The 15053-nt window shown below is 58.2% G+C and carries 8 protein-coding genes; 6 read left to right on the top strand and 2 right to left on the bottom strand.

Annotation, left to right across the window (positions count from 1 at the left end):
* Positions 1–16: 16 nt before the first annotated feature.
* Complete coding sequence (locus BN1128_RS06100; protein WP_244464561.1) at positions 17–1507, top strand: DNA phosphorothioation-associated putative methyltransferase; 1491 nt, start codon at positions 17–19, stop codon at positions 1505–1507.
* Here BN1128_RS06100 and BN1128_RS06095 read toward each other — a convergent pair.
* Together BN1128_RS06095 and BN1128_RS06090 are read right to left on the bottom strand one after the other, a co-directional pair.
* Positions 1476–2537, bottom strand: coding sequence for an HNH endonuclease (locus BN1128_RS06095; protein WP_042867054.1), 1062 nt, complete (start codon positions 2535–2537; stop codon positions 1476–1478). The genes BN1128_RS06100 and BN1128_RS06095 overlap by 32 nt on opposite strands.
* Positions 2521–3147, bottom strand: a complete 627-nt coding sequence (locus BN1128_RS06090; protein WP_042867053.1) for a class I SAM-dependent methyltransferase — start codon at positions 3145–3147, stop codon at positions 2521–2523. Before BN1128_RS06090 ends, BN1128_RS06095 begins: the two co-directional genes overlap by 17 nt.
* Positions 3148–3408: 261 nt before the next feature.
* On the opposite strand from BN1128_RS06090, the gene BN1128_RS06085 reads away from it, so the two are divergent.
* From BN1128_RS06085 to BN1128_RS06065, 5 genes are all read left to right on the top strand, one after another.
* On the top strand, positions 3409–8607 hold the full coding sequence (locus BN1128_RS06085) for a RecQ family ATP-dependent DNA helicase (protein ID WP_042867052.1): 5199 nt from the start codon (positions 3409–3411) through the stop codon (positions 8605–8607).
* A 541-nt stretch (positions 8608–9148) separates the two neighbouring features.
* The gene (locus tag BN1128_RS06080) at positions 9149–10051 is read left to right on the top strand and encodes a DMT family transporter (protein WP_042867051.1); all 903 of its coding nucleotides are present in this window, start codon (positions 9149–9151) and stop codon (positions 10049–10051) included.
* A gap of 95 nt (positions 10052–10146) precedes the next feature.
* Entirely contained in the window at positions 10147–12084 is a 1938-nt protein-coding gene (locus BN1128_RS06075; protein WP_042867050.1) for a methyl-accepting chemotaxis protein, read from the top strand.
* Between the two features lie 507 nt (positions 12085–12591).
* Positions 12592–14037 (top strand): OprD family outer membrane porin, encoded by a 1446-nt coding sequence (locus BN1128_RS06070; RefSeq protein ID WP_042867049.1) that lies wholly within the window; start codon positions 12592–12594, stop codon positions 14035–14037.
* 114 nt (positions 14038–14151) lie between these two features.
* Positions 14152–14982, top strand: coding sequence for an SDR family oxidoreductase (locus BN1128_RS06065; RefSeq protein ID WP_042867048.1), 831 nt, complete (start codon positions 14152–14154; stop codon positions 14980–14982).
* Positions 14983–15053: the final 71 nt, after the last annotated feature.

The following is a 15053-nucleotide window of genomic DNA, read 5'->3' as shown; positions in this document are numbered from 1 at the left end:
CTACGATCATCCCCGCATGATTGGCTTTAAAGCCTCGTGGGAGCGGCTTATCGCAAAACATGGCTATCAACTGGTTGATGGACGCCTGTTTCGCACCTCCGCCCTGCCGCCCGAAGAGGGGGGCCCACCGATTGATCGCCATAAAACGGCGCTGGTTCGCCATGAGCTCTCGGCCCCCATGAAGATGCTGGCCCGCCATGGTTACCTCAACGGCGACCATGCGTTGTTTGATTACGGCTGCGGTCGGGGGGATGACCTGCGTGAGCTGGAAGCACACGGTATTGACGCGCTGGGCTGGGACCCGAACTTTCGCCCGGATGGCGAGAAGGTGATCTCCCATCTGGTCAATCTCGGTTTTGTGATTAACGTGATTGAGGATCAAGATGAGCGAATGGAGGCACTGCTCGGCGCCTGGGAGCTGACCCAAACCCTGCTGGTCATCTCGGCCATGCTGGCCAACGACAGCTTTATTGCCCAGTTCACCCCTTATAAAGATGGCGTCATCACCTCTCGCAACACCTTTCAGCGCTACTACAACCAAAGCGAGCTCAAACACTACATAGACAAAACACTGGATGAGAATGCCATCGCCGTCGGCCCCGGCATTTTCTACGTGTTCAAAGACAAGCTCGAAGAGCAGCGCTTTTTGGCACAGCGCCAACGTCGAAGCCACAGCTGGCAGCAGCTGACCTCGCCCACCCCCAACCATCAGGCCACTGCAGCACTGCTGATCGCTCGCCATCAACCACTGTTTGAAGCCTTCTGGCAGCGGGCGCTAACCCTTGGCCGAATTCCGGCCAATGACGAATTTGAACAAAGCGGCGAGTTAAAAGGGATAGCAGGTAGCCATCGCAAAGCCATGACCCTGCTTGGTCAGCATTTTGACCTGGCCCAGCTAAAACAGGCCGAACAAGAGCGACAACAAGATCTGCTGGTCTACCTGGCACTCAACCTGTTTGGAAAACGACAAGCCTATACCCAGTACCCCAGCGAGTTGCAGCGGGATATCAAAGCCTTTTTCGGTGGCAACCCACAGGCACAGCAGGCCGCCAAAGCGCTGCTCTATCAGATTGCCGACATTGCCCTGATCAACCAGGCCTGCGAGCTGGCCCATCAACAGCTCCCCAACAGCCTGCTCTATCCCAGCCATTCACTGCTGCTGCACAAATGCTTTATTGCGCAATTACCGCCGCTGCTGCGTGTCTACCTGGGGGCGGCTTGCCAACTCTATGGTGACGTGACCGATATCGATGTGATCAAACTGCACATTCGCTCCGGCAAGGTGAGCCTGATGGGATATGACGACTTCAACAAACCCATTCCCTATCTGGTGGAGCGGGTGAAGATCAAGATGGCCGAGCAGGAGGTCGATTTTTTTGACTACATCAATGAGCAGACCCGGCCAACCAAACGTTTGGAAAGGGCCACCTCGCAAGAGGTGGCCCTTTTTTATCAAGCTTTAAACCCTCAACGTCTCATAAAAAGCGCAGAGGAATATTCACACTAGGGGCTGTCACGTCCACAAACTCGTCAATACCACACCACAGCCGGGCATGCTCACGGGCGGCTTGCTGATAGGCCCAAGTGGCGATGGCGGTAGAACGCTCGGCATCGACACTCACCAGGGGGGCCAGCTCGCCAGTAAGGTACGCCCCGTGAGTCAGGATATTCTGCTCGTACCAAGCATCCCTGTGCTCGGGAGCGGCGAGAAAATCCCGTTTGCTCCGGTTACAGTTGGCGTGTGCCAGTACGAAGTTGTGGCCCAAATCGATTGGATAACGACGCCAGGGGATGAAATGGTCTACCTCACCACTCCCGTGTATCGCCCTGTTACAGTAAAAACAGGTTCCCCCCTGCAAGTCCCTCAATACATCCCCTACCCGCCCCAGCGCCTGACGGCTTGAACCAAAAAGAAAATTCTCCAGCCCAACACTTGGGCCAATCAGTGGCTGATTCCCCTTGATGTCGCAGATAAGCTGCAGCCAATGCTGTCGGGAGAGGGAAACCACCAGATCGTGAAAGCGGTGAAGACTGTAGAGAATGCCGGGGTTAAGGCAGATATGATCCGCGCCCCTTTGGTGCGGATAAAGGTGGCACTCCTCTCGCCCACCCAGGATCTGCAGACGCCACAAAGGGCCCTCTATGAGGATTCGCCGAACTCGGGCAAGGAGAGGCCGCCAGGCGTCGTGACGACGCAGTGCAGTCACCGAACGGACACCCTCTTCACGCAGCCTGGACAACTCCGTCAGCATGATGGCCTGACGACCGCTGCTCTGTTTGAGCAAGGTAGCCGTTTCTCCCGTCGCCGAGTAGGGCAGACTGTGCTGCCAATAGAGCTCCACAAACTTGGTGGCCAGTTCGTCCAGCGTAATAGTGCGCGCCGCCATCAGATCATGGGTCTCGGTACTGCGCTCAATCGCGATATCTGCAATCCCGTGGAGCAAGGCGCACTTGTAAGTGGCAACAAAATCGCCTTCGTTAAAGATGCGTTGCAAATAAGCAATAAAGGCGAGTTGCTGCTCAGGGGAGGCGTGCATGTTCGCCCCCAAGGATCAGACTCTGCCAACTCAAGCCGGTACGCGCCAAGGCATCCCCCTGTGGTTCTGACACATGGAGAAGTGTCATCCCCTCCTCCAATGCAAGCCGCTCCACTTCATCGGCAGCCACCGGATACATGGCTCGCTCCCGCATCTCCTGCTCCGAGATAACCAGGCGCAGACTCAGTACCAGATAACCATCTGATGAAAGCAGCTCATGAATACGTGCCAGAGCCACGGGGCGAGACTCCGGGGGTAGATGCATCCAGACTGCACTGAGCAAAATCAGATCAAAAGTGCCTGTCACGCGAGAGAGAGCAGGCATAGCGTCACTGACCCACGCCACCGCAGCCTCACGGGTATGACATTGCCCCTGTAGAGCGAGTGCCTGACAGGGCTCGACAGCGACCACACAGTGGCCCTGATGGAGCCCCGCTAAAAACGCGGCATCACGACCACTGCCAGCCCCCACATCGAGCAACCTGCGCGGCGCAGCCAGGAGCCAAGGCTCCAGCAGAGTGAGCCAGTCGCCGTGAACTGCGCGAGCAGATACCTGCTGGTAACGGGTCGCCAATTCGGTGGCGTGGCGCTGGTAGTAATCGAGGGACACAATGCGTTCCGATCGGAGAAGGAAGGGAAATAGTCTCACAAGATCAGTGGGTTGACCATGACAAGGACAACACTTTCCAAACATGAGCCATTAAGGATGCAGGGACATTTACCAAAACGGGATGCCAGCCAAAAGAACTGAGACCAGAGGGCTCTGAATGATGCCACCGTTCAACATTTCGGGTAATATTCGGCCAACTCACTGATCTTTTGGCACTTATTATCGCCATGAGATGTCAACGCCAGATGGAGATGGCTATTGATGAACTCGACTGATGTCGTGGCCCTGTTTGGGGATGACAAGATTCTTTCCTTTGACCTTGAACTGACCCGGGATGAAAAGCTCCGTCATCTGGGTGCACTTTTGGCTGATCGTGAGCTCAATCTCAAGGGCCCGCAGGATCTCTCCCTCAAGGAGTTAAATACGCTGGCACAAGAGGCTGATGTGGTCCTTGGCCACAATATTCTCGATTTTGATCTCCCCTGGTTGGCCAAACAGGCTGTACGCCCCCAGTTGCTTCTCGAAAAACCGGTAATAGATACCCTCTATCTATCTCCCATTGCCTTTCCCAAAAACCCCTATCACCGCTTGGTCAAGGATTACAAACTGGTTCGGGATACCCTCAATGATCCGGTCGCTGATGCAAGGCTCGCCTTGCAGATTTTCTCGGAACAGTTGATAGCCCTGCAAGCCTTACCCCTACCCCAATTGCAGCTTTATCAACACCTGTTCAGCCAGGGAGTCATGGCGCAATTTAACACTCAGGGTCTGTCACTGGTGTTTGCAAGGCTTACGGGCTGTCCTCCAGTAAGGGTCTCCGAGCTACCCACCCTTATCAAGAGCATTGCCCATGAGAAGGCTTGCCCCAATCAGCTCAACCGAGTGATTGGCGATGCCCTGCGTCAACCTATGCTGCTGTTACCGTTGGCTTATGCCTGCGCCTGGTTGCCCGTTTCCGGCGGCAACTCTGTGCTGCCACCCTGGATTTGGCGCCGCTTTCCCCAAACAGCAGAGATCATTCACACTGTCCGCGAGCGCCACTGTGGTCATGCCGACTGCAGTTATTGTCTGGAGAACCACGACGCACGCCGCCATCTGCAACGCATCTTTGAGCTCGACAACTTCCGTAATTTGCCTGATGGGACACCATTGCAGAAGACCTTGATCGAGGAAGCCATGGCTGGCGTCGCACTGCTCGGGATCCTCCCCACCAGCGGCGGCAAGTCGCTCTGCTACCAACTCCCTGCACTGGTTCGCAACCAGCGCAGTGGCGCGCTCACGGTCGTGATCTCCCCCCTGCAGGCACTGATGAAGGATCAGGTGGACAACCTTAAATACAAGGCCGGTATCGAAGGGGTTGCCGCCATCTCGGGGCTGCTGACGCTACCAGAGCGAGGCGCGATTCTTGAGCAGATCCGCATGGGGGATATCGCCCTGCTCTATATCTCCCCCGAGCAGCTTCGTAACCGCACTGTCAAACAAGCAATACGACAACGTCAGATCGGTGGCTGGGTATTTGACGAAGCGCACTGCCTGTCGAAATGGGGACATGATTTTCGCCCTGACTATCTCTACTGCGCCAAGGCCATCGCCACCATTGCCAACGAGCAGCAGGTCCCCATGCCTCCTGTCTTCTGCTATACCGCCACTGCCAAGCCGGATGTGATTGAGGATATCTGCGCACAGTTTCTCGACAAGCAGCCCCGACCGCTTCGCAGACTGGAAGGGGGGGTTGAACGTACCAACCTCGAATATGCCGTCGTTGAGTGCCCAGGCCTCAATAAACAGGGCCATATCCTCAACCTGCTCGAGCAGTTCTTTGGCGGGGAGAAGCCCGGCTCCTGTGTTATCTACTGCGCAACCAAGCGTAGCGTGGACGAGCTGGCTGATTTCCTCGGCCAGCAACAATCCCTCACCGTCGCGCGCTTTTACGCCCGAATGGACAGTGCCCAAAAGAAAGCAACCCTCGAACAATTTATCAGTGGCGAGATCCGGGTCATCTGCGCGACTAATGCCTTTGGGATGGGCATCGACAAGGATGATGTGCGTCTGGTCATTCATGCCGATATCCCCGGCTCGCTCGAGAACTATTTGCAAGAAGCGGGGCGAGCGGGCCGCGATACAGAGCAAGCCCACTGCGTGCTGCTGTTTGATGCACAAGACATCGAGAAACAGTTCCAGCTCGAAGCCATGAGTGAGGTCAGCCTGCGCGATATCAAACAGATCCTGCGCGGAATAAGACTCAGGGCCAGCAAAGGAGGCAAGCAGGAGAACAACCCGCCACTGGTCGCAACCAGCGCAGAGCTCATCAACCAGCCAGAGGTGGAAACCAGCTTCGCTGCCGATGACAACAATGCGGATACCAAGGTCAAGACAGCTATCGCCTGGCTCGAGCGAGCTGGCTATCTGGAGCGCAGCGACAACATCACTCAGGTATTTCAGGGACGCCCCCTGTTTGCGTCCACCGAGGAGGCGATGAAAAGGGTAGACAGTCTGAAACTGGCTCCCAAGGCCAACGCCATCTGGCAAGCTGTTATCCAGGCGCTGATGAGTGCTGCCGATGATGATGGTCTCAGTGCCGATACCATTGCCGAAGAGGCAGGCCAATACATGGCGGACCAAGGAAGTGGTGTTCAGGCCAGCGAAGTGATGCGGGTACTCACCCAAATGGCGGATGTAGGTCTGCTCTCTCAGGGGATGTTACTGACTACCTGGCTTCGCCCCAAAGGAAGAGACAACGCCCGGGTGCTCTGCGGGCAAGTGCACAGTATTGAAAAGGCGATGCTGGACACCTTGCGTGAACAAGAACCCGAACCTGATACAGGGCAAGGTCTGATCTTTAACATTCGACTGGTCAATCAGGCCATCAAAGATCTGGGGCATGAACGGAGTAACCCTGGCTTGCTGCGCAATTTGCTGACCAGCTGGTCCCAGGATGGTCGCTCGGGGGGCGAGAAAGGCTCCATTGATGTCAAATATCTCTCTCGGGATCTCTACCAACTCACCTTCAACCGTACCTGGTCCCAGATTGAGCAGACGATTGATCAACGCCATCGCGTCACAGGTGCCACCCTCGATTTTCTCTACACCCTGTTGGCAAGCAGCGAAGAGAGTGTCCAGCGCCAGGTAATGCTGTCGTTTGCCCTGGAACAACTGGTCAAATACCTGCGAGAAGACATGGATGTGGCTCAGCTCATGAACAAGCGGGAGGCAAGCAGCCAGCAGGAGTGGCTGCTCAAAGGGGCCGAGCGGGCACTGCTCTACCTGCATGAGCAACACGCCATCGTGCTGCAAAATGGTCTCGCCGTGTTCCGAAGCGCCATGACCCTCACGCTGACGGCGGAGCGGCAGCAGCAATACAACAAAGCAGACTATCAGCCGCTTGAGCATCACTATCGCCAGAAGGTGATTCAGATCCATGTGATGAATGAATACGCCCGCATCAGTCTGGAACACTTCAAGCAAGCCAAAAAGCTGGTGACAGACTACTTCTCCATGGAAGCTGACAAGTTCCTCGGTCACTACTTCAAAGGGCGCAACAAGATCCTGGAGCTGGCGACCAGCGAACACTCCTGGAAACGCATCGTCGAAGATCTTCACAACCGGGCACAGGAGCAGATCGTCCAGGCACCACCCGAGCAAAACTTGCTGGTACTGGCAGGCCCGGGTTCAGGCAAGAGCAAGGTGATTATCCACCGCTGCGCCTACCTGATGCGGGTCAAGCAAGTCGCCCCATCCAAGATCATGTTGCTTTGTTACAACCATAATGCGGCGATGTCCCTGCGCCGACGCCTGACCGAACTGCTGGGGCGTGACGGAGCTCGGGTTTCGGTATTCACCTTTCACGGTCTTGCAATGAGCCTGACAGGCAATGCGGTGCAAAACCGGACATCAGACGATATCGACTTTACCACCATCATTGATGACGCTATCAAGCTGCTCCGGGGAGAGCAGAGCCAGCTCGGTCTCGAATTGGAAGAGCAGCGGGAAAAGCTGCTCGGAGGGCTGCAATTTCTGCTCGTCGACGAATATCAGGATATTGACGAGCAGCAGTACCAACTTATCGCCGCACTGGTTGGAAAAAGCGAAGAGGATGAAGAAGCGCGCCTGCACCTGATGGCGGTGGGTGATGACGACCAGTCTATCTACGCCTTCCGCGAAGCGAACGTCAGCTTTATCCGTCGCTTCGAGCAAGATTACAACTCCCAGACGCACTACCTGACCTGGAACTACCGCTCAACAAGCCACATCATCGAAACGGCTAACCAGCTGATAGAACACAATCTGGATCGCATGAAGCGTTCGCATCCCATTGTGATCGATGAACGGCGCAAGATGGAGGTACCGGGTGGCGCTTGGGAAGGGCTGGAGACTTCACGCGGCAAAGTCATCGTACAATCCTGTACTGACGCTGCCCAACAGGCCGCTGAAATCGTCAGACACATCACACTGATTCGTGAAAAAGATCCGACATGCCCGCTGGAGTCTATCGCAGTACTGGCTCGCAATGGGTTGGATAAAGAAGAGCTGGCATGGGTACGTTCAGCACTCGCTGATGCTTCTATTCCCTGCAGATTTACCCTGGATCGAGAGCATGGCTTCCCGATACATCGCTGTCGCGAGATCTTGCGTTACCAGAACTGGTTACATCAACAAGGCCACGCACTCCTGACAGCGCAACAACTGGCCGGCCCACTCCCTCCCCTTGATCAGGCAAACCGCTGGGAGGCCTTGTTGTACGATCTGATTGCCCAATGGCAGGAGAGTCAGGGAGAGCAAGCGCTGTCAGCGCACTATTTCCTGCAGTTCCTTTACGAATACTTGAGCGAGCAGCGTCGCCAGATCCGCTTTGGCAAGGGCGTGCTTCTCAGCACGGTGCATGGCGTTAAAGGGGAAGAGTATCGCCATGTTTTGATCCTTGATGGCGGATGGCAACGCTGCGCAGAAAGCACTGCGAACAACATCGAGGAAGAGCGACGCCTCTTCTATGTTGCGATGACCCGAGCAATCCAACGGTTAGTGGTTATGTCCCGCGCTGACCAGCGGCATCCCCACCTCCCTCTCATTGCCGAACGTTGTTACAACGAGTCGATCCAGGCCACCGCCCCTGTAAGGCAACGCCGTTTTGCCATCATGGGTATGCGTCAACTGGATATCGGTTATGCCGGACGTAGTAACGAAAACCACTCGATACACCAGAACCTGCGGCAATTACACGTCGGAGACGCAGTGCGTATCGATATCGACAAGCGTCAGAAACTTCATGTTTTCCATGGTCAAACACCCGTTGCTCGCCTCTCCCAAAGTGCTCATCAGATCTGGCAGCACCAGTTTGCCACTATCCGGCACGCCAACGTCATCGCCATGATTGAACGAAGCAAAGAACAGGAAGACGATGCCTATCAGGAGCAAGTTCGAAGTGAACGTTGGGAGCTGCCCATTATCGAGCTGGAGTTATAACTGTCAGATGGGCGAGTGGTCTACAACTCTCCCATCTGACAAGTAGCCCCAGCGCCATCATGTTGCACATATCGCGCGAACTTGAGTATTAACAAGGTCGGCGGAACACTCATGCTGTCGGGCTGACAAGCACCGGGATTATCCACATCTCCTTGAACTGGCCTCAGTCCGAAGAGAACGCCAAGCGCCTCGTCGGGCAGTGCGACACAAAGGCCTTATCACCTGTTGCAATCCTGGGGAACCCCCGGCTCACACCAGCCCGTCGGTATGTCTGTATGTCGCGGATCAATATTGAGTAAATTGATGTTGGCTGCTGCCTTTTAAATGCACTTACAATACGCGCCCAATTTTCGTTGGATTCCTTTAATGCTCAGCCAATGTAATTGGCTATTCCTATTTCTCCTGCTACTGCTTTGGGGCGTAGCAGCGCAAGCCAATACCAGTCTGAATGAGGACGAGTTCGGCAGCCATTAGATCAGGCAAGGGAGGGCCGGTCTGCTAGACTGGCCCTCTTTTTATTCATCTTGCAAAGGAGTGTTGGATGTCTGCTTCTTCCTGGTGGGACAGGTCCACCGGTTTTGCACTGCTGACCATACTGCTGTGGGCCTCGCTGGCGGCGCTCACCTCCCGGATCACCAGCGTGTCGCCTCTGGTGCTGGTGGGATTGGTGCTCTTCTTCTGTGGCGCCGGTGCCCTGCCGTTCTGGCGCCGGTGGCGGGCTCGCCCCATCACCTGGTTGGTCACGGTGGCCGCGCTGCTGTTCTACCATCTGCTGCTGTTCATGAGCTTTCGCCACGCCCCCGTGCTGGAAGCGAACCTCATCAATTACCTCTGGCCCCTGTGCATCATACTGTTCACCCCCCTGCTGCTGCCGGGTCATCCGCTCCATGCCCGCCACCTGCTGGCCGGCGCGCTCGGGCTGGCGGGTTCCGTGCTGGTGATGGTCAACGGCGAGTTGCAGCTGCAGCAGGCCTATCTGCCCGGCTACCTGCTGGCGCTCGGCGCCGCCATCATCTGGGGCGCCTACTCGGTGCTCTCCCGCCGGCTGCCCCCCGCCCCGGCTGTGGTGACGGCAGCGGCCTGCCTACCCGCCGGATTACTGGCACTGCTGCTGGCACTCTGGCTGGAAGGGCCGCTGCCTCTCGAACAGATCCCCGCCGGCGACTGGTGGCTGATCCTGGGGCTGGCGCTCGGGCCCATGGGGGCGGCCTTCGTCACCTGGTATCTGGCGCTGCGAGACGGAGATCCCCGTCGCATCGGGGCGCTGGCCTATCTGACGCCGCTGCTGAGTACCTTGGCTCTGGTGCTGCTCAATGGCGAACAGCTGACGCCCCGTCACCTGCTGGCCGGGGCCTTCATCATCGGGGGCGCCCTGCTCGGCATGCTGGGCAAGTCGCCGGCCGCCCGCAAGCCGGAGGAGCCCGCCGCGCCTTCGTTGCCATGATCTCGCCGCCATGCAGCGGCTGTCATAAAAACGCCATCTCTCCTGCTTAAGCTCACGCCGACTTCCATTCCCGTGGCTCAAGCAGGAATCCTGACGTGAAAATAGCCCATTACGCCTCCCTCTCCTCCCTGGTACTGCTGCTGGTCGCCGCCGTGCAAGCCGGCGCCTTGTTTCATGGCTGGCAGCAGCTGAACCGGGCCGAACAGGCCCAGCATCAACACGAACGGCTGCAACAACGACTGACCGGCACACTGCAAGGCACCTTGCGCGACTACCTCGCCAGCGGCGATCCCCTGCGCCTGACTGAGGCCGAAGGGGTGCGCAAGCAGGCACTCACCCAGCTGGCGCAGCAGGACGAGCAGCTGACAGCCCCGCTACGCGCCCTGCTCGAGCAGATGGGAACGCGCATCGACAACGACTATCTGGCGGCGGGCAAGCTCTCCGGCAACAGCCAGTGGCTGCTGCAAAACGCCGAAAACGAGCTGACCGCCCAGGCCAGGGCGCTGCTGCGTTATGGCCAGCAGGGGGCGACGGGGGCAGATCCGGCCAGCGCGGATCGATACCGCCAGGGTGCCACCGACATACTGGCGGCCCTGCCCGGGCTCAGTCACCTGCGCCAGAACTACATGGAGCAGGCCAGCCCCAAGTTGCTGGAGGGACTGACGTTCGAGCTGGCTGCCTTGCAAAAGCAGGCGCAGCAACTGGCCGCACTGCCGCTGCTCGGCCTGTTTGCAGCGGCGCCTGCCGACGAGTTCACTCTGGGGGAGCCAGAGCGCAAGGAGCTTGGCGATCAACCGCGCAGCGAACTGCTCTCCCTTCTCACTCGCTACCCGCAGGAGCTGGAGAACAGCCGCAAGGCGCTGCAACAGCAGCAGACTGCCCGCCTCGCGGTGCAGCAGGACATCGGCCAGATGTTGCAGGCCACCAACCAGATGGGGGCCGAGCTTGCAGCCGGGCGGCAGGCGGTCAACCAGGAGCTGGCCCTCATCCTCGGCAGCCTGGCGCTCTGTCTGGTGCTGGTCGCGCTGCTGTTTGCCCTGGTGCAGCGCCGCTGGCTGGTCAAACCGCTGCAGCGGCTGCGCGGTGCTTTTCTGCAACTCAACGAGACGGGTCAGGCCGAGACCCTGCCCCAGGGGCGCGAGCGCAACGAACTCGGCGACATAGTGGCCAGTTACAACCGCCTCATCATGCGCCTGCAACAGGAGCAGCAGCAAAAGGAGGGGCAACTGTCGGCGGTCTCACTGAGCCTGCAGGGCATGGTCAATCAGGTCGAAGAGATCCACCACAGTACGCGCACCACCGAGCAGGCGGTGGACGAGGGCGATCTGATGATGAACGAGCTGAACCAGCTGGCCGGCGAGGTACATCAGGTGGCCGCCGAGATAGCACAGCACGCCCAGCACAACGAGCACTCCATGAGCCAGAGCGAGCAGTTGGTGGGAGGCATGTTGCAGGCCACGGCCCAGACCGGGCTTGCCATCGACGAGAGCAGTGGCGCCCTGACACAGCTCAAACGCTCGGTGGATGATGTCACCGCCATCGTCGACGTGATAGGCCACATCGCCCAGCAGACCAACCTGCTGGCGCTCAATGCGGCCATAGAGGCGGCACGGGCGGGGGAACAGGGGCGCGGGTTTGCAGTGGTGGCCGACGAGGTGCGCCACCTCTCCGCCGATACCCAGCGATCCCTTGGCCAGATCACCGAGATCCTGGTGCGACTCACCCAATCCGGCGATCAACTCGGCACTGTGCTGGCGCGGATCACCACAGAAGCAGCCGCCCAGCGCCAGCAGGCGGAGCAGTTGCGCCAGACCACCCAGGCGGTACGGGAGATGGCGCGCAGCACAGCCGTCATCGCCCTGCAAGGGGCGGACAACGCCAAGAGCCAGGAGCACAAGCTGGCCAGCTTCGCCGACCTCATCGCTCGCATCAGCCAGCACGCCCGCCAGGGCAGCCGGCTCTCGGTGCAGGTGTCGGAGCACATCCATCATCAAGCCAGCCAGATCCCTCGCATCCTCGGCCATCAGGCCTGAATCTCCCGTCCGGTTTCCCTTCCGAGTCCCCTGCCCCCGCCCCCAACGCGGGGGCATATCTTTTTTTGTGCCACAAAATTATCTGTTGCATACAGGTTAACGAAAAAAGTTATGCCCCTTGTGAGAGATCCGCCCGCGTCGCTGAACAATTTCACCTGAAAACGCTATCAGCGCCGATATGAGCGGGCTGGGAGTGTCCACAACAAGATCCATGATTATTTGCACTCGGTCATATTTTTGAAACTTGGTGGGAACTTTTCATTGATATTTCGCACCGCGAACGTACTCTTGGAATTGTCCGATAGCCAAGAATCGGAACACAAAAAATAAAATGATGTGATGAACAGAACTGCCCACCGCAGATGTGCCAAGACATCGCGGCCGCAGACGAACTACCAGGAATTTTTTGCCCTACGGGGTTTTGATTGCAATGCCAATACCGAGCGGCGGGCCCTTGCCTGACTGCCGGACAAAAAGCTAAGTCCATAAAATCAGGAGCAATACAAAATGGAAAAAGTGATCTTCAAGCGTGCCGCATTGAGTGCAGCTGTTGTTGCCGCCTTGGTCGCCCCCGGTATGGCATTTGCTGCCGACGAAGCAGGTCCCGCCTATGCTGCCGCCGCCAGCAAATTCTATGAAGAAGGCAAACTCAACGGTGGCCTCTTCTACTTCCAGCGTGATCGTCAGCGTATCGATGGCGACCCGACTGCCGCCAAGAAAGAAGGCAAATACCAGTCCAACCTGAGCCACGCCACTACCCAGGCCTCCCTTAACTTCAACTCGGGTTATGCCTGGGACATCGTCGGTATCGACGTGGGTGGCTTCGGTGCCTATGACCTGGCCGTGACCGAGAACCATGCGGTCAACCAGGAGAACGAATTCTCCTTCGCCGGCAACAAGTGGGGCGAAAACTACAAGGATGGCTCCCCCGAAGGTGGCTTCAGCCTGGCCAACGCCTCGCTGAAACTGAAAGCACTGGACGGTGCCGTCACCGCCAAGGGCGGCCTGACCCAGCTCTACGTACCGGGCGTGATCGGTGTGAACTGGTCCTATCAGCCGGGTACCTACCGTGGTGGCCAGATCGAGGGTAACTTCGGCGGTCTCTACCTGACCTACGCCATCGCCGACGAGTACAAGTCCCCCTGGTACAAGGAGACCCAGAAGTTCTCCCGCGCCAAGGCATGGATGGATCCGTTCGCCGATGAAAACGTCATCGACTACATCCAGGGTGTAGCCGCACGTTATACCTTCGAAAATGGCACCGCCATCACCGGCTCCTACGGTAACTCCGAAAAATACATGGACAGCTACCACTTCAAGCTGGCCCATAAATTCGACGTGCTGAACGGCCTCTCCACCAGCTATCAGTTCTACGGTTCCGAAACCGACACCTATCAGAAGGGTGGTGCCGACATCGAGACCTATGACGGCATGGCATGGCAACAAGCGCTGACCGCCGCCTGGGGCACAGGCCCGTACGGTTTCCGTCTGGAAGGTCTGTGGACCAAGGCCGAGGGTAACGAAGGCAACTATCTGCCCCGTCTGACCCGTGGCTACGGCAACTCCCAGGGCGCGAACGAAATCTGGTGGGATTCCCGCTCCGACTGGAACGCGAACAACGAAAAAGCGCTGTTCTTCGGCGTGACCCGTTCCCTGGATGATCTGGTGGGTGCACCGGGCTGGTCCGTCGGTGTCTCCGGCGCCTACGGCTGGGATATCCAGAAAGGCGACGGTACCAAGGCCACCAACGGTGAAGATACCGAATGGGCAGCCAACTTCGACGTCATGTACACGGTGCAGGATGGCAAGCTGAAAGGCACCCTGTTCAAACTGCACTACACAGATTACAACAACGACATCAGCCAGGGCGGCGGTTGGACCGAATACCCGAACATCTTCGCCTCCGAGCATGACGTCAAGTTCCACATCATAATGCCGTTCACCATTCTGTAAGCAGGTGGTAGAACCTCAGCAAACCGGGCCACGTGGCCCGGTTTTCTTTTTTGTCGCGCTCGGGCTACCATGCCTGCTTCGGCCAGACTCTGGTCGCCAACAAGGATGACCTTTATGCCCCACCCCTTCGTGCTCATCACCGGCTGCTCCAGCGGCATCGGCCTCGCCGCCGCCAAGGCGCTCGGTGTTCACGGCTTCACCGTGATCGCCTCCGCCCGCAAGGCCGACGATGTGGCACAACTGCAACAGCAGGGTCTGCTGGCAGTTCAACTGGACCTGGCGGACACCGCCAGCATAGAGCGAGGGGCGGCAGAGGCGCTGGCCCTGGCCGGGGGCCGTCTCTATGGCCTGTTCAACAACGGCGCCTATGGCCAGCCTGGCGCGCTGGAAGACTTGCCCACCCAAGCGCTGCGCGAGCAGTTCGACACCAACCTGTTTGGCTGGCACCACCTGATCCGCCAGATACTGCCGACCATGCTGGCCGCAGCAGAGGGACGGATAGTGCAGAACAGCTCGGTGCTGGGGCTGGTGGCCATGAAGTATCGTGGCGCCTACAACGCCAGCAAGTTTGCGCTGGAAGGGTATACAGACACCCTGCGCCTGGAACTCGAAGGCAGCGGCGTGCACATCAGCCTGATCGAACCGGGCCCCATCGATACCCGCTTTCGCGCCAATGCCCACGCCGCCTTCGTGCGCCATATCGATCCAGCCCAGAGTCGTCATCAGGGCGCCTATCGCCAGACGTTGACCCGGTTGGAAAAAGAGGGGGCCACCAGCGGCTTCACGCTGCCAAGCGATGCCTGCATTCCGCCACTGCTGCATGCGCTGCAGAGCAAGCGGCCAAAGCACCGCTACCCGGTCACCTTCCCAACCCAGCTGTTTGCGGTATTGCGCCGCCTGCTGCCAAGCCGCTGGCTCGACAGGATCCTCTCCAAGTCGGCCTGATCCCGTTAGCGGCTATGGGCATCAAGCAACCCAGATTGGGTTAGCGGCGTAACCCGACGCGCCGATCTTGT

Source organism: Aeromonas piscicola (assembly GCF_000820005.1).
In the GTDB taxonomy this organism is placed as follows: Bacteria; Pseudomonadota; Gammaproteobacteria; order Enterobacterales; family Aeromonadaceae; genus Aeromonas; species Aeromonas piscicola.
This window is presented reverse-complemented; position numbering and strand designations above follow the sequence as displayed.

Bases quoted from the DNA above. Each gene is read 5' to 3' on its own strand.
- BN1128_RS06080 (WP_042867051.1), top strand. From the start codon at position 9,149: ATGTCTGCTTCTTCCTGGTGGGACAGGTCCACCGGTTTTGCACTGCTG.
- BN1128_RS06065 (WP_042867048.1), top strand. From the start codon at position 14,152: ATGCCCCACCCCTTCGTGCTCATCACCGGCTGCTCCAGCGGCATCGGC.
- BN1128_RS06085 (WP_042867052.1), top strand. From the start codon at position 3,409: ATGAACTCGACTGATGTCGTGGCCCTGTTTGGGGATGACAAGATTCTT.
- BN1128_RS06070 (WP_042867049.1), top strand. From the start codon at position 12,592: ATGGAAAAAGTGATCTTCAAGCGTGCCGCATTGAGTGCAGCTGTTGTT.
- BN1128_RS06095 (WP_042867054.1), bottom strand. From the start codon at position 2,537: ATGCACGCCTCCCCTGAGCAGCAACTCGCCTTTATTGCTTATTTGCAA.
- BN1128_RS06100 (WP_244464561.1), top strand. From the start codon at position 17: ATGATTGGCTTTAAAGCCTCGTGGGAGCGGCTTATCGCAAAACATGGC.